Source organism: Aeromonas sp. S16(2024) (assembly GCF_041403065.1).
In the GTDB taxonomy this organism is placed as follows: Bacteria; Pseudomonadota; Gammaproteobacteria; order Enterobacterales; family Aeromonadaceae; genus Aeromonas.
The window spans coordinates 25,558-47,852 of sequence record NZ_JBGLQX010000006.1 but is presented as its reverse complement, the minus strand read 5'-3'; the positions used below and the strand labels follow the sequence as shown (position 1 = coordinate 47,852).

The window sequence follows — 22,295 nt, the reverse complement described above, 5'->3', positions numbered from 1 at the left end:
TCAGTCGATGCGGCTGGCGGTTCTGGTCAGGGTGAGGTAGTCGGCGAGCACCGGCAAGCCCTGCAGGTGACGGCGCAGCATGTCGAGGGCGGCGAAGGCGAGGATCCGGCGCCCGCTCTCGGGATCCGGGTGACTTAGCTTCACCCGCTGGCCGATTCGGCGCCCGTCGGCGCACAGCAGCAGCGGCACGCCGCCTGGGCCCGCACTGCCTATGGTCAGGCTGGGTTCCCGTTCGCTCCCCGTCAGATGGCCGAGCTCACAGGGGAGGCTGTGGCTGAAGCTGGCCTCCAGCCCCGGATGCGGGTGGCACATGGCCAGCAGGGCGCCCCGGCTCTCCCCTTCCTGCAGCCGCAGCGGCCGCTCCCCCAGCAGGGCCAGGATCTGCTGCGCCGGCTCCTCGTTTCCCCGTCCCACCAGCCAGGGGGTTATCTCCCCGAGCAGGCGCGCCTCGGCGGCCGCCATGTCGGTGGCGCTGGCGCCATGGCCGATGAGTTTCAGCTCGATGAGGGGCATGGAGGAGCGGTAGCCGAGCTCGATGCCGACGGGCCAGGGCGCGGCATCCAGTTTGTCCGAGAGGGCGGATTCCGAGATGCCGAAGGTATAGAAGCGGCGCAGCTCGGTGTCCGTCTCTTCTCCCGCCAGCGCCTTGAGGCGCGGCAAAATCTGCTCTCGCACCATCTGCTTGAACTCGAACGGCACGCCCGGGGTGAAGAAGAGCCGGCTCTGGCCGTGGCTGGCCGGGTGGCTGACCACGAAGCCGCAGGCGGTGCCGACCGGGTTGTCGAGGATCTCGCAGCCCTGGGGCAGCCAGGCCTGCTTGCTGTTGCTCTGGGGCATGGTGCGACCCCGGCTGGCGTAGCGCTCGGTCATGGTGGCGAGCCAGTCGGGGAACAGGGTCAGGGGCTGGTCGAAGGCCTCGGCCGCCGCCTGGGCGGTGAGATCATCCGCGGTGGGGCCCAGGCCCCCGCACACCAGCACCACCTCGGCCCGGCTGGCACTCTCCTGCAAGGCGGCCTTCAGATCCGCGAGGTTGTCTCCCACTGTGAGGCGGCGGCGTACCTGCCAGCCTTGCTCCAGCAGCAGGGCGCTGAGCCAGGCGGCGTTGGTGTCCACCACCAGGCCGGTCACTATCTCGTCCCCCGTGCTGATGATCTCGATACGCATGCAGACTCCTTGGGTGGTGGACCCCGATCAGGGCTTGTTGTGCTCGAAGTAGTAGCTGATCCGGGTGCGCGGGTTGAGGTACTCGAACACAGCCGGGGGCAGTCGCTTGGGGTGGATCACCTTGGCAATCGTCAGCTCGGCCTGCTCGAGATCTATGATGGCCGCCTCCTGGCGCGGGATGCGGGGATCGTACACCAGCACGGCGGGGTAGAGCAGGCGGGAGGCGTTGACCGACATTACCAGCCCGACCTGGCCGTTGGAGAGCTGCACCACGCTGCCGGGCGGATAGATGCCCATCAGGCGGATCAGCATGCCGAGGTGGTCGGTGTTGAACTGGGCCTTGCGCTGCTTGTAGAGGTTGCCGAGGGCCGAGTAGGGCACCTTGGCCTGCAGGTGGCAGAGGTTGTCGTACTCGTTGATGAGGGAGACTATCTGGGTCAGGGGGTCGAGCTGATCCCCCCTGAGCCCCTGTGGCCCGCTGCCGTCCAGGTATTCGTGATGGTACTGCACTATGCGCTTCGCGGGCTCCGGGAAGTCACTGGCCAGGCTCAGCAGCTCCAGGCCATAGCGCGGATGCTGGGCCACCAGGTTCTGCTCCGGTTTGGTCAGGGGGGCTGTCTTGCGCAGGATCTGGCTCGGGATCTTCAGCTTGCCGATGTCGTGGAACAGGGCCCCCATGCCGACCTGGCGAATAGCCTCCGCCGGCAGCTTGCACTCCCTGGCCAGCAGCATGCTGAGCACGCTGACGTTGAGGGAGTGGAACTGGAGGCTGTTGCCATCCGCGCTGTCGGAGACCAGGTGCAGTACCATCTCGTCCACCGACAGCAGCTGCTCCGTCATGGCGTTGATCAGCTCCTGGGCTTCATTGATGGCGTTGAGGGGGCGGGACTGGATCTTGCCCATCAGGTTGCGCACCTGGGCCAGGGATTGCTGGAAATGCTTCTCGCACTGCTGCAGATCCCGGCGATAGCGCTGCAACTGCTCGATGCGCCTGGTCTTCTCCTGCTGCATCTCCTGCTGGCGGTCGACGAGATCGCCAGTGCCATCCGGTACGGCTTGCACCCGATCGAGGGGCTTGGGAGGGGCGTCGCTCTTGTCGGGAATGATGGTGACCAGCTTGAGGCCGAGCCGACGGATCAGCTCTATCTCCTCTTCACTCTTGAGTTTGAAGCTGGAGAACAGGAAGGGGTGCTCACGCCACCCCAGTGGCAGGGAGACGTAATTGCCGACTTGCAGCCGGTCTACCGAGATCTTGATTCCTGTCATGGGGTTGGACACGAGAGACACACAGAGCCGTATGCTAGTCAAAGGCAGGGGTGAATACAAAAGGTATCTGATGACAGGATGAGCGCTTTATTATAGGCTTCTAGATGTCCAGACATATTTACCGATGCAGTACAGGGAGTCAGCATGCCGATCAAGATCCCGGACCAGTTGCCCGCCGCCGAAGTGCTGGGGCAGGAGAACATCTTCGTGATGACGGAATCCCGGGCCGTCACCCAGAACATCCGTCCGCTGCGGGTGCTCATCCTCAACCTGATGCCCAAGAAGATAGAGACCGAGATCCAGCTGATGCGGATGCTCTCCAACTCGCCCTTGCAGGTGGATGTGGATCTGCTGCGCATAGACGATCGGGAGTCTAAGAACACGCCCCAGGCGCACCTGGAGAACTTCTATCACGACTTCGAGCAGGTGCGTGGCAACAACTACGACGGCATGATCATCACGGGGGCGCCGCTCGGGCTGGTGGAGTTCGAGGAGGTGGTCTACTGGCCGCGCATCGTCGAGATCATCGAGTGGTCCCATCAGCATGTGACCTCCACCCTGTTCCTCTGCTGGGCGGTGCAGGCGGCGCTCAAGGCGCTCTACGGCATGGAGAAGCAGACCCACGGCGAGAAGCTGTCAGGGGTCTATCGCCACCACCGCCTCGATGAGCACGAGCCGCTGCTGCGTGGCTTCGATGACGAGTTCGTCGCGCCCCACTCCCGCTATGCGGCGTTTGATGGAGATCTTATTCGCGCCCACACCGATCTGCAGATCTTCGCCGAGTCCGAGGAAGCCGGTGTCTATCTGGCGGCGACCAAGGATTGCCGCCAGGTGTTCGTCACCGGCCATCCCGAATACGATGCCCTGACCCTGGACGGGGAGTACCGGCGGGATCTGGCGGCGGGCCTCACCCCCGTCATCCCGGTCAACTACTACCCGGACGACGATCCCGGCCAGACGCCGCGTGCCAGCTGGCGCAGCCATGGCCACCTGCTGTTTTCCAACTGGCTCAACTACTACGTCTATCAGCTCACCAGCTATCGGCTGGAGGACATCGGCAAGGTGTTCACTTACGAGCAGCCCAAGGGCCAGGTGTAGGGCCGGCTCATCCGCGATGGCCCGACATCGGCTGGAGGACATCGGCAAGGTGTTCACCTACGAGCAACCCAAGGGCCAGGTGTAGGGCCGGCTCATCCGCTATCGGGCAAGATGTTCACTAGTCAATCAGCAGCCCAAGGGTCAGGGCTTCCTTCAGTCGGCCCCGGCCAGCCGTCGCCCCCGAGTGTCGAGCCAGTGACGGTGGCAGGCCAGGGTGAAGGCGCCGGGCCGCCGGGCCCGGATGGCTGCCATGGCCTCCGGCTGGGGCTGGCCCAGAGCCATCAGCAGCAGGGCCGCCACCAGCCCGGTGCGGCCGCTCCCTCCGTGACAGTGAATGGCCAGGTGCCGGCCCTCGCGCAGCAGGGCGAGCAGTTGCGGCAGCACGGGGTGCCAGGCTTGCTCGAAGGCTTCATCGGGGGCCTCATCGTCCGCTATGGGCAGGTGGAACCAGGCCATGCCCCTGGCCCTGACCAGTGAGCCGAGGGACTCTGCGCCGCGTGCGGCAAGCTCATTCTTTGTCATCAGCGTGAGCACCCCGCCGGCACCGGCCAGCTGCAACTGGGCCAGGGCGAGGGGCATGACAACCTGCTGGTTGCCGGGGCAGGGGGTGAGCAACAGCTGACCGTCGAGGCGCGGGACCTCCAGGCTCCAGAAGGGGTGGGCACTGAGCATGAGGATCCTTGTCGGTGCTAGGGGGCGTCAAACGAACTTGTTGGCCCCCTGTTTGAGTGCGGCACAGCATAGAGGGCGCGGGTGCGATGTCAATCTGCGTTGTGTTCGGCCCGGTTTACGGGCAGAGTCTAAAAAAATTGAGCGATGGAAGGAGTAGAGATGAGAAACCTGGATCAACTGGACTTGGACATCCTGGCCCATCTGTTTCGCGATGCGGGCATGACCAACAAGGATTTGGCGGCCCTGGTCGGGGTGGCTCCCTCCACCTGCCTGGAGCGGGTGCGCAAGCTGCAACAGGACGGGGTGCTGAAGGGCGCTCATTGCGAGGTGGATTATCAGGCTCTGGGCGGCCATATCCAGGCCATGGTCTCCCTGCAGCTGGCGCGCCACAGCCGGCAGATCATAGATGCGTTTCGCGATGCCATCCTGGCGTTGCCCGAGGTGATCAGCCTGTTTCACATGGGTGGCAAGGATGATTTCCTGGTGCACCTCTGCGTCGCCGACACCGAGCACCTGCGCAACTTCGTGTTCGATCACTTCACCTCCCGGGAAGAGGTGGTGCACCTCGAGACCTCCCTGGTGTTCGAGCACAGGTTCAGCCGCTCCCTGCCCTGCTTCACTCACCCCTGAGCGCCAGGGAAGCCGCAAAAAACCGCCAGTTGGCGGTTTTTTCGTTTCTGCATCTCAGTTGAGGGCGAGCCTGTCGTCCGGCGCCGTCTGGTAGAGTCCCTGCTGATAGGCCAGGTTGCCCCAGAGCACCAGGCCCAGCGCGGCATCCTTCATGGCATCCGGTTGCGGGGCCGGGGTGAGGGTCTCGCTGGCATCGTCATAGACGAAGCCTTCCGCCGCCCGCTCAGGTTGCAGTATCACCACGTCCTTGCCCCGCATCAGGGCGAAGTTCTTGTCGTACTGCATGATGGCGCGCCCCGGCCAGTCTGCCGGCATGCGGGTCAGATCCTTGCCCAGCATGGGATAGTCGGCGCTTATGCCCATCAGGGAGAGCAGGGTGGGCGCCATGTCTATCTGGCTGACGATGCGCCTATCCTGTTTCGGCGCTATGCCCTCTCCCACTATGACCCCAGGGATATGGAAGCGGGGGATGGGCACCAGGCTGGCGCCGCCGACCCGGCTGTCGTGATCGGCGATGACCAGGAACAGGGTCTCCTTCCAGTAGTCCGATGCCTTGGCCTTCCTGAAGAACTCGCCGACGGCGTAATCCGCATATTTGGCGGCGTTGTTGCGGGTCGCTTTGGGCTGTTCATGGAGGGAGATGCGGTCGTCCGGGAACTCGAAGGGATCGTGGTTGCTGGAGCTGAACACCAGGCTGAAGAAGGGCTTGCCCTGCTTGTGAAGTTTCTCGAAGGTGTCGTTGGCCTTGGCCATGAGATCTTCATCCGAGGCGCCCCATGAGCCCTCGAACACCGGGTTCTTGAAGTCTTTCTGCTCGATGATGGTGGTGAAGCCATTGCCGAGGAAGAAGCCGCGCATGTTGTCGAAATGGCTCTCGCCGCCGTAGATGAAGCTGGTGTCATAGCCCCGCTGTTTGAGCAGATCCGCGATGGTGAAGAAGTTGGTCTGGCTCTTGCCGAGCTTGACCACGGCCTGGGCCGGGGTCGGGGTGAAGCCGGTCAGCACCGCCTCTATGCCGCGCACCGAGCGGGTGCCGGTGGCGTAGAGCTGCTCGAACGCCCAGCCCTCCCGGGAGAGCGCATCAATATTGGGGGTCAGCGGCAGGCCGCCGAGGGAGCCGACAAACTGGGCGCCGAGGCTCTCCTGCAGCAGGATCACCAGGTTCTTCGGCTTGCCGCCATGGCTGGCTTCGTTGAAGGTCTGGCTGGGTTGTGTCGCGGAGCTGTAGTCCTGGTCGGGGCGGCCGCTCTCCTCGCGCACCAGCGCCAGGATCCGTTCCCGGGGCAGTTCCCCGTAGAATTCGCCGGCACTCTCCTCGTTGCTCATCTGCTTGATGGCGAAGAAGAGGGAGTAGGCGGAGTTGACCGTCAGGGCGTTGACCAGAGGATCGCTGGCGAACGCCACCATGGCAGGGTTCAGGGCCCTGTGCCCCAGGCTGGAGCGGGCGCCGAGGAAGCCGATGGCCAGGATCAGCAGGGCGAAGGCCGGGCGCAGATGCCAGCGCGGGAAGCTCAGGTGCCGCATCAGGCGCCCGCTCAGCCACCAGCCGCCCCCCAGGGTCAGCAGGCTGAACACCAGGGCCAGCAGCAGTTCGCCCTTGCGCCCCGCCCACAGCATGGCGAGCACCTCCTTCGGGTAGATGAGGTATTCGATATAGAGGCGATTGGGGCGCACCCCGTATTCGGTGACGAAGGCGGGGGTGGAGATCTCGAGGAAGAGCATCAGCCAGAGCCCCAGGGTCAGCCAGACCCGGATAAGCTGCAACCAGGCGCGGCCCAGGGCATGGGGGCCGGCCAGCAGCAGGGTGAAGACGGCGGGGACGCCCCACAGCCAGCAGAGGGTGGCAAGGTCGACCCGGATCCCTTGCAGCAGCAGTTGTGACCAACCGGCGACGGCGTCGACCCGCTCCTGTTGCCAGAGCCCCAGGCCTGCCCGGCTGGCGGAGAGGGCGATGAGCGCGATCACCGAAAAAATGGCGATGGGCCAAAATGGACCCAGCCAATGTCTTATTTTTGTCATTGTTTTTCCTGATAAAACCTGTTTTTGATGTCCTTCCGAGGACAGCTTTTTTTATATTGCAGGGTTATGACACTGGGGGCGGGGAAAGGTTGCGGCGCAGGGTGGGACTGGACGTTATTGATAACATTGATTTTTTAATGAGGGCTCCGGGGGAGCCAAAAGACAGCATAAATGACTGGGCGTTGTGTGATCCCCGCTGCAAAGCGCGGCGAGGGGCTTGCCTATAATGGCGCCGGATTTTCTCAATCGGAGCCGAAGGGATGCCGGTCTTTATCGATGTGGAGTATGTGCACGGCTGGTGCCTGTTCGTGGTGCTTTCGGATGGCACCACAGGGGGGCTGGATCTGACCCCCTGGCGCAGCCAGCCCCTGTTCGCGGCACTGGATACTGAGCGGCGTTGCGCCCGGGTCTTCATCAATCGCCGCCACCAGCTGGAGTGGCCCTCGGGCTGCACCCTGTCGGCCCAGGAGGTCTATCACCTGATTGCCCCCATCGACGAGCGCGAGGCCTTCCCCGATCGCAATCCGGGCTGAGAGTGATGGGCTAACTCGTTGAGCCAGGTAACGTTTTCAGTCACAGACCCGCTCTGGCGAGGCCGTTATCATGGCCTCAGGGTGGCGCATTTTGCGCCAGCACCACCACAGCGGGAAGATAACAATGAAACAAGGAAGGTTGCGCCATGGCGGCCTGATCGGGGCCGCCTTGTTACTGACAGCGTGCGGCAGCGGCGGCGGGGGATCCAGCGGCGAGACCCAGCCCCCCGTGGTCAATCCGCCCCCCACCTCGGACAGTCGCGCATGTTATGGCGATGATCAGCCCGCCTGCAACCTGAGAACCTATCAGGTGATGGTGGAGTCCTTCGTCGATGGCGACGGCAGTGCCAATTACGGCGTCGGCTACGGCCCCTCCAGGCACAACGGCGATCTGCAAGGGATCATCGACAGCCTGGACCACATCAAGAGCCTCAACGTCAACGCCATCTGGCTCACCCCCGTGTTCGACTCCTGCGCCGGTCAGGCCGGGGACGACAGGCTGGATGCCACCGGCTATTTCGCCTGCGACTTCTTCAACGTGGACCCCAACTTCGGCAGCAACGCCCAGTTGAAAAAACTGGTGGAGGCGGCCCACCAGCGCGGCCTCTATGTCTTCCTCGACGGCGTCTTCGGCCACGTCAACAAGGTGGGGGTGAGCAAGCCCTCCCCCGAGGGCCGTCTGCCTGCCCTCAAGAGCGGCGGCGCCGGTTATCCGGGCCAGCTGGTGGATTACGGCCAGCCCGAGAGCCTCGCCTACTTCAAGGAGGTGGCCCGCTACTGGGTCCAGCAGTACGGCATCGACGGCTGGCGCCTCGATCAGGCCTATCAGCTGGGGCTGGATGACTGGCGCGCCATTCGCACCGAGGTGGAGCAGGCCAGCGCGGCACGCAAGGCCGCCGGCCAGCAGTGGGGCACCCTCGGCTACCTGGTGGGTGAGGTGTGGAAGGGAGCTGACGAGATCCGCGCCCAGGCTTATGGCAGCAGCGACAACCCGGCGCTCTCCTCGGCGTTCGACTTCCCGCTGCGCTACGGCCTGGTGCAGGCGCTGGCGGTGGAAGAGTCCGGCAAGGGTGGCCAGGGGGCCAGCGTGCTCGATGCCAGCTGGAACAAGGTGGAGAACTACCCCAATCACGCCATGCCTAACCTGATGCTGGGCAACCACGATCTGGTGCGCTTCGGCGATCTGCTGGAGCGCGGCAACTTCAATCAGGCGGACTACTGGCAGCGTCACAAGGCGGCATTCAGCTTCCTGGCGGCCCGCTCCGGCCCCATCACCCTCTACTACGGCGAGGAGTTTGGCGACGAGGTGCCGGGTTTTGCTGCCCAGGTGAGCGGTGACTGTGCGGCCCAGGGACTGTGCGACGATCACGTGGCCCGCAGCGACGGCAAGGTGCCCGGTGTCACCGGCTTCACCCCGAGCGGCGAACAGGCCGAGCTCAAGCAGTGGCTTGGCCAGTTGCTGGCCCTGCGCGCCGCCCACCCCGCCCTCTATCAGGGGGAGCGGGTCAAGCTGGTGGCCGAGGGCAGCGTCTATGGCGACATCAAGCAGACGGCGGCCGAGCAAGTGGTCTACCTGCTCAACGTCTCCACCACGCCTCAAAGCTATGCCCTGCCGGTCGGCAAGCTGCGCAGCGGCAGCGCCCTGGTGGATCTGCAAAGCGGCGAGCGCCTGGCCATGGGGGGCAGCAGCCTGACGGTGGACCTGCCGCCCCTCACCGGCCGCTTCTTGCAGTTGCAATGACCTCTGTCCCGCAACAGAGAGGGCCCCATCACGGGGCCCTCTCTGTTTATGGTCGCTCAGGGGCGCTCTGCCCCCGGTTCTCCAGCCGTTGCCGGAAGGCCCTGGCCAGGCGTTCATAGAGATCCTTGGCCTCCCTGTCTTCGATGTCGCCACGTATCCAGGGGTTGTCGATGATTTCCAGCAGCACGCAGCCCTGGCCCTGCTGGCGCAGATCCACCCCGAACAGGCCGTTGCCGAGCTGGTGCACGGCGCGGCGGGCGGTCTGCAACACCCGCTCCGGCACCTCATTGAGCGGCAGCGCCTCGATCCGGCTCATGTCGAGGGGGTGCTTGCGGCGGCGGATGCGGTTGCCGGGCTCCGGCCGGTAGCGGCGGCAGGCGAACAGCGGCGAGCCGTCGAGAAAGCCGATGCGCCAGTCGAACTCGGCGGGGATCCGGCTCTGCACCAGCAGCAGGGCGGAGCGGCCCAGCCCCTCGTCCAGCAGGCGGGCGAGCTGGGTCTCGTCACTGGCCATGGCGAGATCCCGGCCCTGGGCACCGTCGGGCACCTTCACCATCAGCGGCAGGCCGAGGCGCTGCACCAGCTCGTCTACCTGGTGGCGGCCGCGGCGGGTCACCACAGTGGTGGGGGGCATGGGCACGCCGCTGCGCACCATCAGCTCGTAGAGGTAGAGCTTGTTGCTGCAGGCGAGGATGGCGCGGGAGCTGTCGATCACCGGCATCTTGAGCTGCTCGGCGCGGCGGGCGAACTCGAAGGTGTAGTGGCCGACCGCTGTTTCTGCCCGCAGCCAGAGGGTGTCGAACTCCGGCAGTCGCTCGATGGCGGAGGGCGCCAGTATCTCGGCCTGGATCCCCTGGGCGGCGGCGGCCTGGATGAAGCGCTCTATCGCCAGGGCATCGCTGCTGGCGCGGCCATCGTTCTGATCCATCAGGATGGCGAGCTGATAGAGGGGCGCCGTCTGCTCCTCGTCACCTGTGCCCACCAGGGCCTGGGCGTGTTGCAGCATCAGCTCCCGCTCGCTCTGGCTCAACTCCAGCGGGGAGAGGCTCTGCTGCTGGCGCACCGACCAGCCGTGACGGCCTCGCTTGAGGGTCAGCTCCTGCAACGGCAGCTGGCTCAGGCCGTAGTAGTAGCGGGCCAGCCCCCCTAGCTCGCTCTGTTCGCACTGGCCGAAGATGGCGCGCACCCGGATCCTGTCCTCGCTCTGGCGGGTCAGCCAGCCCTGCAGCTTGCGCCACAGCTTGGCCGGTGGCTGCTGGGGTTGCAGCCGGCTGATGGCCTGCAGCCCCGGCAGGCAGTGGTGGCTGCGGGCCTGGGCCAGCAATGAGCAGTAGTAGCCCGCGCTCAGGTGTTCCAGACTGCGGCAGAGGTTGATGATGCGGGGTCGGCCACCCGTGGTGGGCACGCCATGCTGCAGATAGGTGCGGGCGGTCAGCAGATAATCGGCATGGCAGGGCCAGTCGCCCAGCTCTTCGACGATGACGTAGGTACTCATATTTTCGGCTCCACAGAAAGGACTGCCTGAAAAGGCAGGATCCCCAGTGGGCTTCGATGCACCGACAAGCACGACAATGGCGCGAGGGGAAACAAGAGGTTACAGTGCCTAATATTCTGCCTTGGTAACTTGTGATACAAGTCGCATTTCTGGTGCTGAGGATAAATAACCGAACAAGGACTCCCCGTGTTGACCGTGCGCGCGGCCCGAACCGATGATTTGGGCGCCATCGTGAAGCTGGAACGCTACTGTTTCCCCCCCGAGGTCGCCTTCGGCCGCAGCCGCTGGCACTACCTGCTCAGCCATGCCAAGGGGCGCACCCTGCTGCTGCTGGATGAGAAGGCGCAGTTGATGGGCTACCTCAGCGTGCTGGAGCACAGGGGCTGGGACAGGCTGATCATCCAGACCCTCGCCATTCGCTGGACGGTGCGCCGCCAGGGCTGGGCCCGGCGCCTGCTGGAGCAGGTGATCCACGAGGGCCGAGAGGCGGGCTGGGGCGCCGTCCGGCTCGAGGTGGCTGACGCCAACCCCGAGGCCCAGACCCTCTACCACGGGCTGGGGTTTCGCCCAAGGCTCAGGCTGCCGGACTATTACGGCCCCGGTCAACATGCGCACCGGCTGGTGCTGGCGCTGCGATCCGATGAGCAGGGGGCGGCATGAGCCGCGCTGCCTCGAGATCGAGGGGCCGGCATGAGCTGTGATGACTGTCTTGCCACCGCCATCAAGGCCAAACTCGGGCGCTGCCCGATCTGCGCCATCCAGACCTTCGTCATCGGGGTAGTGGGCTGGCTGGTCTGGTGGTGGTGTGGCGCCGACACCTCGGTCAACGCCCTCACCGGCCTGCTGTTTGCCCTGGGGGGCAGCGGCCTGCTGCTGTTGCACCTGTCGGTGTTTATCTGGCGAAAAGCGACGGGACGCGAGCTGGATAATGAGTGAATTCTTTTTGTTTCAACAAGATAAATAACAATGGAGGTTCAGATGATCGCAATGGTAACGGGCGCCTCGTCCGGTTTTGGTGAGGCCATCAGCCGTCAGCTGGTGAACGCGGGTTACAGGGTGATAGGCACAGGTCGCCGCGCCGAGCGGCTGGCAGCCCTGGCCGACGAGCTGGGCGAGCAGTTCCTGCCGCTGGCGTTCGACGTGCAGGACAAGGCCGCCACCCGCGCCGCCATCGCCGGGCTGCCGGCCGAGTGGCGCGAGGTGGATCTGCTGGTGAACAACGCCGGGCTGGCGCTCGGGCTCGAGCCCGCCCACAAGGCGGATCTGGAAGACTGGGAGCAGATGATTGCCACCAACATCAGCGGCCTGACCCTGCTCACCCGATTGCTGCTGCCGGGCATGGTGGCGCGCAATCGCGGCCACGTGGTCAACATCGGCTCCATCGCCGGCACCTATCCCTATCCGGGCGGCAACGTCTACGGCGCCACCAAGGCGTTCGTGAAGCAGTTCAGCCTGAACCTGCGGGCCGATCTGGCGGGCACCGCCCTCCGCGTCACCAACCTGGAGCCTGGCCTCTGTGGCGGCACCGAGTTCTCCAACGTGCGCTTCCACGGTGACGACGCCAAGGCGGCCACCGTCTATCAGGGGGTGCAGGCCATCCAGCCGGAGGACATCGCCAATACGGTGCTCTGGGTCAGCCAGCAGCCCGCCCACGTCAACATCAACAGCATAGAGATCATGCCGGTGGCCCAGACCTTTGGTCCGCTGCAGATCAGCCGTCGCTGAACCCCGTCTCGCCGGGATGAGAAGAGGCGCCCCCGGTGCCTCTTCTCGCTCTGTTTTCTATCCCGCCTGCCCGCCGCCCCGTCTGGCATCATCCATCTTCCATCCCCGGTCGCTGCCACCTGGTGGTCAAGTTGGCCTGCAACTTGCTGAGTCATGGTTATTGGCGGGGAGTGTCTCCCCGGACGCCGGCCTGGCCGGCAGCAGCTTGGAGCCTTCATGGACATCAAACCCTATGGTCAGCAACTCGCCCAGAGTGCGTCCCACAGCCGTGCCCTGGCCACCCTCAGTGGCGATGACAGCCAGCAGGGGAGCTGGGATCAGCAGGTCAGCCTCTCCAGCCAGGTGCTGACCGGCAAGGCGCAGCAGGTGCTGACTTACGAGCATCTGGCCAGAAGCGGCAAGAGCGCCTCCCTGGCCGGGAGCGCCAACAATACGGTGGTGCAGCAGCTGGTGGACAAGGCACTCGGCTTCGATCGCAAAAAATTTGACGATCTCGAGAGCCAGATCAAGGGGGTGGCCGACGACAAGACGCTCTCGGCCGAAGAGCGGGAGACCCAGACCCGGGCCCTGACCGAGCAGCGTGATGCCATGCTCAAGGCGGCCATGGACAGGCTCACCGGCAAGTCGTCGAGCGGGCAGAGCGCCCAGGCCTGAGACCAACGACTCGAACGGCAATCTTTGGTGTCAACTGGGCAAGATGTTGCCCCGGATGCCGGGGAAGGATGAAGCAGGGAGCGCCAGCGCCCTCCCTGCCGCAGAGGGCGTGCCTCAGGGCTTTGGCACTATCCCTATGGCGATGGCCGTGGTCTGGACCGCCTTGATCTGATCCCCCTTGGCGATCAGGGCGAACTGGGCCGGATCCTTCACCTTGAGGGTGAGGGTATCGTCCACCCCCTTGACCCTGATGGTCTGCTGCGCCTTGTCGACGTCGATGACGTCGGCATAGATGGTGACCTGCATGCCTGCCCCTGCGCCAGGCTGCTCGCCGGCGGCGGCCTTGCTCCCCTCTACCTCCACCACCCGCTTTCTCACGCCGGCTGTGCCCTTGAGCAGCTCGAGATCCAGCAGTTGCAGGTATCTCAGCGCCACCACGTCCCCCACCTTGAGGTTCTGGAGGTTGGTCACCTCTTCCCCGGCGACCAGATCGAAGGTCTCGCCTTCGGCATTCTTCAGGCTGATCTTGCGGGTCGCAAGATCGATGGCGGTGACGGTCGCCTCGGCCTTCACCTCTTCTGCCAGGCTGGCCTGGCCCGGGGTGACGGCCACATTGGTGGTCACCTCGGCGGCCTGTATCAGGGGATTGACACAGAGAGTGAGCACTCCTGCGATCCATGCGTGCTTCAGTTTCATGATTGAGACCCTGTGAATGGGAAAGGGGCCCCGGGAGGGGCGTGATGGGGCGGGCGACGAGCTCGTCTTCCCGCTATCACCATAGCAAAGCCGGGCTGCGGTGCCCTGGTATCGGCACGCCGGCATCACGGTTTTGACGACGAGATCCCGTTTTTTGACCCTATGGGCTGGCTGGCGCACAATCCCCCTGCATGCATTCAACCGAGGGCTCTGCCGTGTACAACTTCCAATATGCCAATCCCACCCGCGTCTGTTTCGGGGAGGGCCAGATAGCCACGCTGCCGGAGCTTGTCCCGGCGGGCAGCCGCCTGCTGGTGCTCTACGGCGGTGGCAGCATCAAGCAGAACGGTGTCTATGAGCAGTTGACCCAGGCGCTGGCGGGAAGGGAGTGGCTGGAGTTTCCCGGCATAGGTGCCAACCCCCAGTACGATCAGCTGATGGAGGCGGTGGCCCTGGTCAAGCGCGAGCGCATCGACTTCCTGCTGGCGGTCGGCGGCGGCTCCGTGGTGGATGGCACCAAGTTCGTGGCCGCCGCGGCCTGCTTCGAGGGGGAGGATCCCTGGGACATACTGCTGCACAAGGCGCCGGTCAAGGGGGCGCTGCCGCTCGGCTGCGTGCTGACCCTGCCTGCCACCGGCTCCGAGAGCAATCCCGCCGCCGTGGTGAGCCGGGGAGAGGCCAAGCTCTCCTTCTACAATCCGCTGGTGCTGCCCCGCTTTGCGGTGCTGGATCCCACCACCACCTACAGCCTGCCGGTGCGCCAGGTGGGCAACGGCGTGGTGGATGCCTTCGTCCACATCCTGGAGCAGTACCTCACCTTCCCGGTGGGCGGGGATGTGCAGGACCGGCTGGCGGAGGGCCTGCTGCAGGTGCTGGTGGACAACGGCCCGCGGGCGCTGACGGAGCCCACCAACTACCAGGTGCGGGCCAACCTGATGTGGGCCGCCAGCCTGGCCCTCAACGGACTCATCGGGCGCGGCGTGCCCCAGGACTGGTCCACCCATGCCATAGGCCACCAGCTCACCGCCCTGCACGGGCTGGATCATGCCCAGAGCCTGGCGGTGGTGCTGCCCTCCCTGCTGCGGGAACAGGCGGCCCAGAAGCAGGAGAAGCTGGCCCAGTTCGCCGAGCGGGTCTGGCACTCCCGCCGGGAGGACAAGGCGCTGCGCATCGAGGAGGCCATCATCCGTACCGAGCAGTTCTTCCAGCAGATGGGGGTGGGCACCCGCCTCGCCGACTACGGCCTGAACGAGAGCTGCATCCCCGCCATCTGCTCCAACCTCAAGCGCTTCGGCCTGACCGCCCTGGGTGAGCAGCAAGATATCGATCCCGACAAGGTGGCGCGGATCCTCTCCCACGCGCTCTAGGCTCCTGCTTCCGAGCTGAAAAGAAAACGCCCCGAGTCCGGGGCGTTTTGCATGCTGTGGTGAGGTGCCGGGGCTCAGGCCCCCTGATCCAGCTCGCGCTCCAGGGCTGCCGCCTTCTGGCGGGCCGGATGGGTATTGAGCCGTTGCCAGTAGGCCTCAAGGTGCGGGAACCGGGCCAGCTGGCCGCCTTGGGCCAGCAGATCCACCAGGAAGGAGTTCATGATGTCGGCGCCGGAGAGGCGATCCCCCACCAGATAGCGGCGGCTTGCCAGCACCTCGTTGAGATAGCCCAGCACCTTGGCGCACTCCGCCTGGGCGTAGCCCGGCAGGAAGCGCATCGGGCTGCCATCCTTGCGCACGAACATGTCCAGCAGCAGCGGCAGAATGCCGGAGCTCTCGGCGAAGTGGATCCATTGCAGGTATTCGGAGTAGTCGGGGCTGTCCGTGGCTGGGGCCAGCCGCTCGGGGGCGTGGCGGGCTATCAGGTACTCGGTGATGGCGCCGGATTCTGCCAGCACCCGGCCGTCGAACTCGATGACGGGTGACTTGCCGAGGGGGTGGATGGCCTTGAGTTCGGGCGGTGCCAGAAAGGTGGTGGCGTCGCGCTGGTAGGCCTTGATCTCGTAGGGCAGGCCCAGCTCCTCGAGCAGCCAGATGATGCGTTGGGAGCGGGACTTGTTCAGGTGGTGCAGGACTATCATGGGAACCTCGATTCGGTGGCGGGATTGGGTGTACGAAGGGGCGAGGCAAGTGGTTCACCGATGGACAAAAAAGAGCGGGCAGATGCCCGCTCCATGCCGACTCAGGCTTCCAGCGCCTGATCCAGATCCGCCAGTATGTCTTCGATCGCCTCGATCCCGACCGACAGCCGGATCATCTCCGGCTTGACCCCGGCCTTGGCCTGCTCGGCTTCGCTCAGCTGGCGGTGGGTGGTGGAGGCGGGGTGGCAGGCCAGGGACTTGGCATCCCCGATGTTGACCAGCCGCTTGAAGATCTTCAGCGCATCGTAGAAGCGCACCCCTGCCTCGTAGCCTTCTTTCAGACCGAAGGAGAGGATGGCCGAGGGGCGACCGGCCATGTACTTCTCCGCCAGCGGGTAGTGGGGGTGGCCCGGCAGGCCGGCGTAGCTGACCCAGGCCACCTTGGGGTGATGCCTGAGGTGGTGGGCCACCCGCAGGGCGTTGTCCACGTGGCGCTCCATGCGCAGGCTCAGGGTCTCCAGCCCCTGCAACAGAAGGAAGGCGTTCATCGGCGCCAGGGCCGCGCCCGTGTTGCGCAGGGGCACGGTACGTACCCGGCCTATGAAGGCCGCAGGCCCAAAGGCTTCCGTATAGACAACTCCGTGATAGGAGGGCTCCGGCTGGGTGAGCTGAGGGAAGCGTTCGGCGTTATCCGCCCAGGGGAACTTGCCCGAGTCGACGATGACACCCCCCAGGGAGTTGCCGTGGCCACCGACATATTTGGTGAGGCTGTGCACCACTATGTCGGCGCCGTGTTCTATGGGTTTGCACAGCACAGGGGTGGCGACAGTGTTGTCGACGATAAGCGGCACGCCGCGGGCGTGGGCCACCCTGGCGAAGGCCGCCAGATCGACTATGTTGCCCGCCGGGTTGCCAATGCTCTCGCAGTAGACCGCCTTGGTCTTGTCGTCTATCAGGGCGGCGATGGCCTCGGCGCTGTCATCCTTGGCAAAACGCACCTCGACCCCGAAACTCGGCAGCATGTGGGCGAACAGGGTGTAGGTGCCACCGTAGAGTTGGGGGGTGGAGACAATGTTGTCGCCGGCGGCGGTCAGCGCCTGGATGGCGTAGGTGATGGCGGCGGAACCCGCCGAGACCACCAACCCGGCTATGCCTCCCTCCAGGGCGGCCATCCGTTGCTCCAGCACATCGTTGGTGGGGTTCATGATGCGGGTGTAGATGTTGCCAGGCACCGCCAGGTTGAACAGATCCGCCCCGTGCTGGGCGCTGTCGAACTCGTAGGCCACCGTCTGGTAGATGGGCACAGCCACCGCCTTGGTGGTGGGATCGTGGGAAAAGCCGTGGTGCAGGGCCAGGGTCGCATCTTTCATCACACACTCCTTGTTGGACGTCGTCGCCATTATGGATGGATAGACGTCCAATCTAGCAGGCCCTGCGCCGATGTAAACCACCCAATCCGGCAAAGCATAGAAGCTTGCAGTGATCCTGCCGCGCCCTTTCCCGTCCGGAGTCCTGGCCCATTCAGAGGCGGCGGCGATACTCCCTGTCGTCTATCTGGTGCATGTCCCACTGCATCAGGCGGTTGAGCTGCTGCATGGGATCCTCGATCAGGGTCAGAGGGCGGGGCAGGACCCGGCGGAAGTAGCGGCGCATTCCTTGCTGGATCCGGTTCGGTGCATGGGGATTGGTCTGGCTCATGATGGTGCTCCTGTGCTGTGGTGCTCACGTTCGCCAACAGTATTGAGCTAAAATGAGGAAGTGAAAACTGACGACTTTACTGACAAGGATTTCCTCTTTTATGCCCAGCCACCGCCTCTACCAGCAATTTCAACGGCTCGCCCAGCAGCTTGACTGCGATGAGCGGGAGATGAGTCTCGGCGAGGTGGCGGACCTGCTCTGCTGCACCCCGCGCAACGCCCGCCTGCTGCTGCGCCGCATGCAGGATCAGGGCTGGCTCAGCTGGTCGGCCGAGGCGGGACGGGGGCGACGCTCCCGGCTCATACTGCTGGACAGTCAGGAGAGCCTGACCCGCCGCCGGCTGCGGGATCTGCTGAGCCAGGGCCAGCTCGCCCAGGCGGTGCGGCTGGCGGAGGGGCGGCTGGACTTGCTCACCCCGCTGCTCATCGAGCAGCTCGGTCAGGCCACTCGGGAGGGGCGTCAGATCCTGCGGGTGCCCTACTACCGGCCGCTGCCCTGCCTGCTGCCCACCGACCCCCTGCGCCGCTCCGAAATTCACCTGAGCCGCCAGATCTTCAACGGCCTGACCCGGCGAAATGAGGAAAATGGGGAAATCGAGGGGGACCTGGCTCACCACTGGGAGTGTCTGGGCCCCTGTCACTGGCGCTTCTACCTGAGGCCGGCGGTGCGGTTTCACCACGGCCGCGAGCTGGCGGTGGAGGATGTGATGGAGAGCCTGCTGGCCTTGCGGGATCGCCCGCTGTTTGCCCACCTCGCCCGGCTGGAGAGTCGCTGGCCGCGCACCCTGGATCTGCACCTCGACAGCCCGGATCCCCTGCTGCTGCACCTGCTGGCGGAGCCGGTGGCGGCCATCCTGCCCCGCGAGCTCAAGGGGGAGGCGGGCTTTGCCCTGCACCCGGTCGGCACCGGCCCCTACAGGGTTACCGACAACGATCCCCTGCAGCTGTGCCTCGAGGCCTTCGACGACTATTTTGGCCTGCGCGCCCTGCTCGACGAGATCGACATCTGGATGCTGCCGGAGCTGGCGGAGCGGCTGGAGACCCACCTGCAGCTGGGGCGCGACAGCCCCGAGCTCGGCACCATGCGCGGCGAGTCGGAGCTCGAGTCCGGCTGCTACTTCCTGCTGCAGGACGACAGATCCCCCCTGCTGCAGGATCCCGCCCTGCGCCAGTGGCTGACCCGGCTGCTGAACCCCATCGCCCTGATGGGGCGGGTCGCCCCCGAGCTGCAACGGGGCTGGACCAGTGCCCTCGGCCTGCTGCCCCACTGGCGCGAAGCCCTGCCCGCCGAGGAGCCTCAACCCGCGCTGTTGCCGACCCGGCTGGTGCTGGCCTGTTTCAACCAGCATCTGGAGTTCCACGAGTGTGCCAATGCCATGGCCAGCCTGCTGGCAGAGCAGGGGATCCGGCTCGAGGTGCGCACCCTGGATTACGGCCGCTGGGTGAGCGGCGCCGATGAAGACGTGGATCTCTGGCTCGGCACCCTGAACCTGGAGCATGAGCACGCCTTCGCCCCCTACGCCTGGTTGCAGGGCACCCCCTTGCTGCGCCGGGTATGGGGGGGCCAGCAGGCCCTGTGGCAGGGATTGACGCAGTGGCGCGCCAGTGGCGCCGAGCCTGGCCCGCGCGCCCTGCTGGCCGAGGTGCAGCGCCAGGGCTGGTTCGTGCCGTTGTTTCACCACTGGCTGGAGCTGGAGAGCCGGGTCGGCGTGCACGGGGTGCGGATGACGGCCCTCGGCTGGTTCGATTTTCGCAGCGCCTGGCTCAGACCCGAACAGGGGATGGCGGCGCCGGAAACCGGAGGCGGCTCCCACCCGGATGCCGGGACGCTTGAGTCATAAGGGTTGGCGCGCTAGCCTGTGCGCGGTCCCACGACAAGGAGTCTAAACCTATGCTGGAAATGCAGATCCAACCCCGTTTTCAAGAGACGGACGCCCTCGGCCATATCAACAATACGGTACCGGCGGTCTGGTTTGAATCGGCCCGTGATCCCCTGTTTCGCCTCTTCTCGCCCGAGCTGGATGTGCACAACTGGCATCTGATCATCGCGGGCTATGGGGTGCAGTTCAAACGGGAGCTGTTCTATGGCCAGCAGGTATTGATCAAGACGGGGGTGCGGCGCATCGGCACCAGCTCCTTCACGCTCTGGCAGGAAGCCTGGCAGGGCGGCGAGCTGGCGGTGACCGCCGAGACGACCCTGATCCATTTTGACTACCAGACTCGTCAATCCCGTCCCCTGAGCGACGCTCACCGGGAGGGGCTGCGGGCCTGGCTGGTAGAGAGTTAACCTGGCCTTCGGGCCCATCACAGGACACTTATGCGCACAAAAGCGATCGCCCTGAGCCTCGGCTTGGGACTGGGACTCTGCTCCCTGCCTTCATTCGCCGCCTCCCTGGCCGAGCAGTTCACCCTGATGGAGAAGGGGGCCGATAGCGCCCTCGATACCCGCCTGTTCAGCCATGACGGTGTGGACATCAAGGCCTGGATCGACGGCGCCCCCGTCATCATAGCCGTGCCCATCCTGAACGAGCAGGGCAAGCAGGAGGGGGAGAGCCGCTACTACTTCAAGGGGGGCAAGCTGTTCGGGGTGAAGGAGCCCGCCGCCCAGTTCGCCTTTGACGACGGCGGCAAGCTGACCCAGTGGCTGGACGAGAAGGGGCAACCCGCCGAGTTCGTCAGCAAGATGAGCATGCAGCAGCGGGAGGCCTGGCTCACCAAACGGGCGGCCGAGCTGAGCGCGCTGTTCGTGCCGAGTCAGGCGGAGCAGCAGGCCGGTGAAGGCGGCGTCAAGCTGAAGGGGGCCGAGCTGACCCAGTGGCTCTGCAACGGCAAGCTGATGGCGCTCGCCAAGGGCGACAAGGTGACCTTCGAGCAGGCGAAACTCAAGACCAGCGCAGAGGGCATGAAGGGGGAGGTCTCCCTTCGCCAGGAGAAGGGGTGGCAGGATCTCTGCCTCACCTGCGAGGTACAGGGCACCCAGGTGACCCGCCTCACCTGGCAGCCATTGCCAGGAGCCAACAAGCCGCAATGAGTGCGGCGACAGCATGAAGCGAGGGGGCCGGCAGGGCCCCCTTGCTATTTATGGTCGCTCCCCGAGCCTCAGCCGTGTCAGTGCCTCCACCCGCCGCCACTGCCCGGGCTCGAACCAGCGCGCCAGGATCGCCTGCTGCTGCCCGGCCCGCTCCAGGGGGAGCAGGGGCTCGAGTTCCGCCAGATAGCCCGCCAGCTGCCGATCGAACCCTTGCTGGCTCTGCGCCAGCTGGTGCAGCCGATCCACAGCCTCAGGCCCCAGCTGCTCCAGCAGCACGGCGTCCCGTTCGGCGGGGGGGAGTCGCTCCAGGCGCTGCAGATCGCCGAGCAGGCGACCGTTGGCTTCCGCCTCCCTGAACCACTGGGGCTGCTCCGCCAGCCAGAGCGCCAGCTCCTCCCCCAGCATCACCCTGTCGGCGGCGTCGGCCTCTGCCAGCGCCTTGCGCCTCAGGGTCCACTGCTCCATCAGCCTCTCTTCGGCAAACAGCGACGCCTGCTCGGCGGGGCTGAAGTGTTGCCGGCGCAGCCGTTCACGCTCGTCAAACAGCAGCTGCAGGCTGGCGAGGCCGGGATCCGTCGGCACCGTCAGGCTCCCTTCCGCCCGCAGAAACTGCCGGTAGCGGGCCAGCATGGCGTCCTCTTCGTCCGTCTCGCCCTGCTCCAGCCGCTGGGCCAGTTGGTGGCGCAGGGCTCCCCGCTCGGGGGCCGCCGCCAGATCAGGGGCAGGCTCGGGCCAGAGCAGGAGTGTGCCCAGCAGGGCCGCGCCCAGGGAGAGGGCAACCAGCAGGAGCCGTCTCATAGCCCCAGCCTCTGCAAGCGGTTGGCGTGCTGGCGATAGAGGGTGACGGGATCCGTGTCGAACAGGTGGTGGATGCCGAACGACTGGTTCACCTCGTCCAGGTGGTTCATCCGGTAAGCCGTGCCTATCACCTTGCCGAGGTGGCTGCTGCAGACCCCGACCAGGCCGTCATTGGGCTCGTGAAAGAAGGTGCCAGTCAGGGCCAGTGCCGGATCCACGGGATCCAGTATGTTGGTCATGTTGCCGCGCCCGCTCCAGGAGAAGTAGTAGACGCCGTTGTCGGCCAGCAGGGGCCCCTCGCCGCAGTGCTGGCTGGGCAGTCCTTCCGGATAGCGCTGGTTGAAGCGCTGGGCTCCGGCGCTGGTCAAGGCATCGAGGGAGGCGAGGGGATCCTGGGGCAGGTCACTGCCGCCGGAGAGCAGCGAGATGACCCCGGAGAGCGCCGAGGCGGCGGCCACCGCCAGCTGCTCGGCCACCGAGCCCGGCGCCACCCTGGCGCGCACCAGATCGGCGATCTCGGAGCCCTGGTTGACGCCCCCCACGCTGGTGGCGGAGGCGACCAGCTCGGGGGCGACCGAGGCCACATAGCGAATGGTGGGGCCGCCGTGGGAGTGACCTATGAGGTTCACCTTGTCGGCCCCCGTGATGGAGAGCACCTGCTGTACCTGCCTGAGCAACTGCTCGCCGCGCAGCTCCGAACTCTGGGTGGCGGAGACCTGTGCCACGTAGACGCGGGCACCGTCCCGGGTCAGGGCCTGGGGAATGCCGTAGAAATAGTCGACCCCGAGCAGCTTGTCGAAGCCGAACAGCCCGTGCACCAGCACTATGGGGTAGCGGGTCTGGGTATAGCCGGCCCCCTGGCCCAGCATGGGCAGGGCGCACAGGAGCACCAATAGCCATCTTTTCATCTTCACCATCCTTGTGAAAACCGACTGCGCTCCGGCAGCCACCGGCCTCATGCCAGTAGCAGCAGCATGGTAGCTGAACTCAAATGTATCTGTGGATGGG

General features: G+C 65.5%; 23 protein-coding genes. 12 read left to right on the top strand and 11 right to left on the bottom strand.

Translation table 11 applies throughout. The features are described from left to right. Complete coding sequence (locus ACB030_RS06235) at positions 1-1,164, bottom strand: competence/damage-inducible protein A (protein ID WP_371158650.1); 1,164 nt, start codon at positions 1,162-1,164, stop codon at positions 1-3. A 27-nt stretch (positions 1,165-1,191) separates the two neighbouring features. Further along, a complete protein-coding gene (locus tag ACB030_RS06230) occupies positions 1,192-2,430 on the bottom strand; it encodes an HD-GYP domain-containing protein (protein WP_371158649.1) in 1,239 nt (412 codons plus the stop codon). A gap of 144 nt (positions 2,431-2,574) precedes the next feature. Between ACB030_RS06230 and metA the strand changes: the two genes are divergently transcribed. After that, positions 2,575-3,528 carry a homoserine O-succinyltransferase gene (metA, locus tag ACB030_RS06225; protein WP_371158648.1) on the top strand — a complete coding sequence of 318 codons (954 nt, stop codon included), beginning with the start codon at positions 2,575-2,577 and terminating at the stop codon, positions 3,526-3,528. 153 nt (positions 3,529-3,681) lie between these two features. Here the strand turns inward: metA and ACB030_RS06220 are convergent, their stop codons facing one another. Further along, entirely contained in the window at positions 3,682-4,200 is a 519-nt protein-coding gene (locus ACB030_RS06220; RefSeq protein WP_371158647.1) for a tyrosine-protein phosphatase, read from the bottom strand. 159 nt (positions 4,201-4,359) lie between these two features. Here ACB030_RS06220 and ACB030_RS06215 point away from each other — a divergent pair, with 159 nt between their 5' ends. Further along, positions 4,360-4,830: an Lrp/AsnC family transcriptional regulator gene (locus ACB030_RS06215; RefSeq protein WP_025325515.1), complete on the top strand. Its 471-nt coding sequence runs from the start codon at positions 4,360-4,362 to the stop codon at positions 4,828-4,830. Positions 4,831-4,884: 54 nt separating this feature from the next. Here ACB030_RS06215 and ACB030_RS06210 read toward each other — a convergent pair whose 3' ends face one another. After that, a complete protein-coding gene (locus ACB030_RS06210; protein WP_371158646.1) occupies positions 4,885-6,849 on the bottom strand; it encodes an LTA synthase family protein in 1,965 nt (654 codons plus the stop codon). A 260-nt stretch (positions 6,850-7,109) separates the two neighbouring features. On the opposite strand from ACB030_RS06210, the gene ACB030_RS06205 reads away from it, so the two are divergent. Further along, a complete protein-coding gene (locus ACB030_RS06205) occupies positions 7,110-7,382 on the top strand; it encodes a DUF2442 domain-containing protein (protein ID WP_371158645.1) in 273 nt (90 codons plus the stop codon). Between the two features lie 124 nt (positions 7,383-7,506). Then, positions 7,507-9,123 carry an alpha-amylase family glycosyl hydrolase gene (locus tag ACB030_RS06200; protein ID WP_371158644.1) on the top strand — a complete coding sequence of 539 codons (1,617 nt, stop codon included), beginning with the start codon at positions 7,507-7,509 and terminating at the stop codon, positions 9,121-9,123. Positions 9,124-9,169: 46 nt separating this feature from the next. Here ACB030_RS06200 and ACB030_RS06195 read toward each other — a convergent pair whose 3' ends face one another. Continuing rightward, the gene (locus ACB030_RS06195) at positions 9,170-10,618 is read right to left on the bottom strand and encodes a RimK family protein (RefSeq protein ID WP_371158643.1); all 1,449 of its coding nucleotides are present in this window, start codon (positions 10,616-10,618) and stop codon (positions 9,170-9,172) included. A 186-nt stretch (positions 10,619-10,804) separates the two neighbouring features. Here ACB030_RS06195 and ACB030_RS06190 point away from each other — a divergent pair, with 186 nt between their 5' ends. The 4 genes from ACB030_RS06190 (at position 10,805) to ACB030_RS06175 (ending at position 12,997) form a co-directional block, all read left to right on the top strand. Next, positions 10,805-11,278: a GNAT family N-acetyltransferase gene (locus tag ACB030_RS06190; RefSeq protein ID WP_371158642.1), complete on the top strand. Its 474-nt coding sequence runs from the start codon at positions 10,805-10,807 to the stop codon at positions 11,276-11,278. A 30-nt stretch (positions 11,279-11,308) separates the two neighbouring features. Continuing rightward, entirely contained in the window at positions 11,309-11,554 is a 246-nt protein-coding gene (locus ACB030_RS06185) for a DUF3624 family protein (protein WP_371158641.1), read from the top strand. A 42-nt stretch (positions 11,555-11,596) separates the two neighbouring features. After that, positions 11,597-12,343, top strand: a complete 747-nt coding sequence (locus ACB030_RS06180) for an SDR family oxidoreductase (RefSeq protein ID WP_371158640.1) — start codon at positions 11,597-11,599, stop codon at positions 12,341-12,343. 216 nt (positions 12,344-12,559) lie between these two features. Beyond that, a complete protein-coding gene (locus ACB030_RS06175; protein ID WP_371158639.1) occupies positions 12,560-12,997 on the top strand; it encodes a hypothetical protein in 438 nt (145 codons plus the stop codon). 114 nt (positions 12,998-13,111) lie between these two features. Here ACB030_RS06175 and ACB030_RS06170 read toward each other — a convergent pair whose 3' ends face one another. After that, positions 13,112-13,693: a hypothetical protein gene (locus ACB030_RS06170; protein WP_371158638.1), complete on the bottom strand. Its 582-nt coding sequence runs from the start codon at positions 13,691-13,693 to the stop codon at positions 13,112-13,114. Between the two features lie 191 nt (positions 13,694-13,884). On the opposite strand from ACB030_RS06170, the gene ACB030_RS06165 reads away from it, so the two are divergent. Further along, positions 13,885-15,060 carry an iron-containing alcohol dehydrogenase gene (locus tag ACB030_RS06165; RefSeq protein WP_371158637.1) on the top strand — a complete coding sequence of 392 codons (1,176 nt, stop codon included), beginning with the start codon at positions 13,885-13,887 and terminating at the stop codon, positions 15,058-15,060. A 74-nt stretch (positions 15,061-15,134) separates the two neighbouring features. Here the strand turns inward: ACB030_RS06165 and ACB030_RS06160 are convergent, their stop codons facing one another. The 3 genes from ACB030_RS06160 to ACB030_RS06150 form a co-directional block, all read right to left on the bottom strand. Further along, positions 15,135-15,761, bottom strand: coding sequence for a glutathione S-transferase family protein (locus ACB030_RS06160; protein WP_371158636.1), 627 nt, complete (start codon positions 15,759-15,761; stop codon positions 15,135-15,137). A gap of 101 nt (positions 15,762-15,862) precedes the next feature. Further along, on the bottom strand, positions 15,863-17,131 hold the full coding sequence (locus ACB030_RS06155; RefSeq protein ID WP_371158635.1) for an O-acetylhomoserine aminocarboxypropyltransferase/cysteine synthase family protein: 1,269 nt from the start codon (positions 17,129-17,131) through the stop codon (positions 15,863-15,865). A gap of 151 nt (positions 17,132-17,282) precedes the next feature. Continuing rightward, on the bottom strand, positions 17,283-17,459 hold the full coding sequence (locus ACB030_RS06150; protein WP_371158634.1) for a hypothetical protein: 177 nt from the start codon (positions 17,457-17,459) through the stop codon (positions 17,283-17,285). Between the two features lie 100 nt (positions 17,460-17,559). Here ACB030_RS06150 and sgrR point away from each other — a divergent pair, with 100 nt between their 5' ends. From sgrR to ACB030_RS06135, 3 genes are read left to right on the top strand one after another with little or no spacing between them, the layout of a single operon-like run. Further along, complete coding sequence (gene sgrR / locus ACB030_RS06145) at positions 17,560-19,299, top strand: HTH-type transcriptional regulator SgrR (RefSeq protein WP_371158633.1); 1,740 nt, start codon at positions 17,560-17,562, stop codon at positions 19,297-19,299. A 50-nt stretch (positions 19,300-19,349) separates the two neighbouring features. Beyond that, positions 19,350-19,745 (top strand): acyl-CoA thioesterase, encoded by a 396-nt coding sequence (locus ACB030_RS06140; RefSeq protein WP_371158632.1) that lies wholly within the window; start codon positions 19,350-19,352, stop codon positions 19,743-19,745. A gap of 30 nt (positions 19,746-19,775) precedes the next feature. Then, entirely contained in the window at positions 19,776-20,489 is a 714-nt protein-coding gene (locus ACB030_RS06135) for a hypothetical protein (protein WP_371158631.1), read from the top strand. Between the two features lie 48 nt (positions 20,490-20,537). Here ACB030_RS06135 and ACB030_RS06130 read toward each other — a convergent pair whose 3' ends face one another. Both ACB030_RS06130 and ACB030_RS06125 read right to left on the bottom strand, forming a co-directional pair. After that, complete coding sequence (locus ACB030_RS06130) at positions 20,538-21,287, bottom strand: lipase secretion chaperone (RefSeq protein WP_371158630.1); 750 nt, start codon at positions 21,285-21,287, stop codon at positions 20,538-20,540. Beyond that, a complete protein-coding gene (locus tag ACB030_RS06125; RefSeq protein ID WP_371158629.1) occupies positions 21,284-22,195 on the bottom strand; it encodes a lipase family alpha/beta hydrolase in 912 nt (303 codons plus the stop codon). Before ACB030_RS06125 ends, ACB030_RS06130 begins: the two co-directional genes overlap by 4 nt. Positions 22,196-22,295: the final 100 nt, after the last annotated feature.

Bases quoted from the DNA above. Each gene is read 5' to 3' on its own strand.
- ACB030_RS06200 (WP_371158644.1), top strand. From the start codon at position 7,507: ATGAAACAAGGAAGGTTGCGCCATGGCGGCCTGATCGGGGCCGCCTTG.
- ACB030_RS06195 (WP_371158643.1), bottom strand. From the start codon at position 10,618: ATGAGTACCTACGTCATCGTCGAAGAGCTGGGCGACTGGCCCTGCCAT.
- ACB030_RS06135 (WP_371158631.1), top strand. From the start codon at position 19,776: ATGCGCACAAAAGCGATCGCCCTGAGCCTCGGCTTGGGACTGGGACTC.
- ACB030_RS06170 (WP_371158638.1), bottom strand. From the start codon at position 13,693: ATGAAACTGAAGCACGCATGGATCGCAGGAGTGCTCACTCTCTGTGTC.
- ACB030_RS06230 (WP_371158649.1), bottom strand. From the start codon at position 2,430: ATGACAGGAATCAAGATCTCGGTAGACCGGCTGCAAGTCGGCAATTAC.
- ACB030_RS06185 (WP_371158641.1), top strand. From the start codon at position 11,309: ATGAGCTGTGATGACTGTCTTGCCACCGCCATCAAGGCCAAACTCGGG.
- sgrR (WP_371158633.1), top strand. From the start codon at position 17,560: ATGCCCAGCCACCGCCTCTACCAGCAATTTCAACGGCTCGCCCAGCAG.
- ACB030_RS06210 (WP_371158646.1), bottom strand. From the start codon at position 6,849: ATGACAAAAATAAGACATTGGCTGGGTCCATTTTGGCCCATCGCCATT.
- ACB030_RS06205 (WP_371158645.1), top strand. From the start codon at position 7,110: ATGCCGGTCTTTATCGATGTGGAGTATGTGCACGGCTGGTGCCTGTTC.
- ACB030_RS06130 (WP_371158630.1), bottom strand. From the start codon at position 21,287: ATGAGACGGCTCCTGCTGGTTGCCCTCTCCCTGGGCGCGGCCCTGCTG.
- ACB030_RS06220 (WP_371158647.1), bottom strand. From the start codon at position 4,200: ATGCTCAGTGCCCACCCCTTCTGGAGCCTGGAGGTCCCGCGCCTCGAC.
- ACB030_RS06180 (WP_371158640.1), top strand. From the start codon at position 11,597: ATGATCGCAATGGTAACGGGCGCCTCGTCCGGTTTTGGTGAGGCCATC.
- ACB030_RS06175 (WP_371158639.1), top strand. From the start codon at position 12,560: ATGGACATCAAACCCTATGGTCAGCAACTCGCCCAGAGTGCGTCCCAC.
- ACB030_RS06155 (WP_371158635.1), bottom strand. From the start codon at position 17,131: ATGAAAGATGCGACCCTGGCCCTGCACCACGGCTTTTCCCACGATCCC.
- ACB030_RS06140 (WP_371158632.1), top strand. From the start codon at position 19,350: ATGCTGGAAATGCAGATCCAACCCCGTTTTCAAGAGACGGACGCCCTC.
- ACB030_RS06160 (WP_371158636.1), bottom strand. From the start codon at position 15,761: ATGATAGTCCTGCACCACCTGAACAAGTCCCGCTCCCAACGCATCATC.
- ACB030_RS06235 (WP_371158650.1), bottom strand. From the start codon at position 1,164: ATGCGTATCGAGATCATCAGCACGGGGGACGAGATAGTGACCGGCCTG.
- ACB030_RS06165 (WP_371158637.1), top strand. From the start codon at position 13,885: ATGCATTCAACCGAGGGCTCTGCCGTGTACAACTTCCAATATGCCAAT.
- metA (WP_371158648.1), top strand. From the start codon at position 2,575: ATGCCGATCAAGATCCCGGACCAGTTGCCCGCCGCCGAAGTGCTGGGG.
- ACB030_RS06150 (WP_371158634.1), bottom strand. From the start codon at position 17,459: ATGAGCCAGACCAATCCCCATGCACCGAACCGGATCCAGCAAGGAATG.
- ACB030_RS06125 (WP_371158629.1), bottom strand. From the start codon at position 22,195: ATGAAAAGATGGCTATTGGTGCTCCTGTGCGCCCTGCCCATGCTGGGC.
- ACB030_RS06215 (WP_025325515.1), top strand. From the start codon at position 4,360: ATGAGAAACCTGGATCAACTGGACTTGGACATCCTGGCCCATCTGTTT.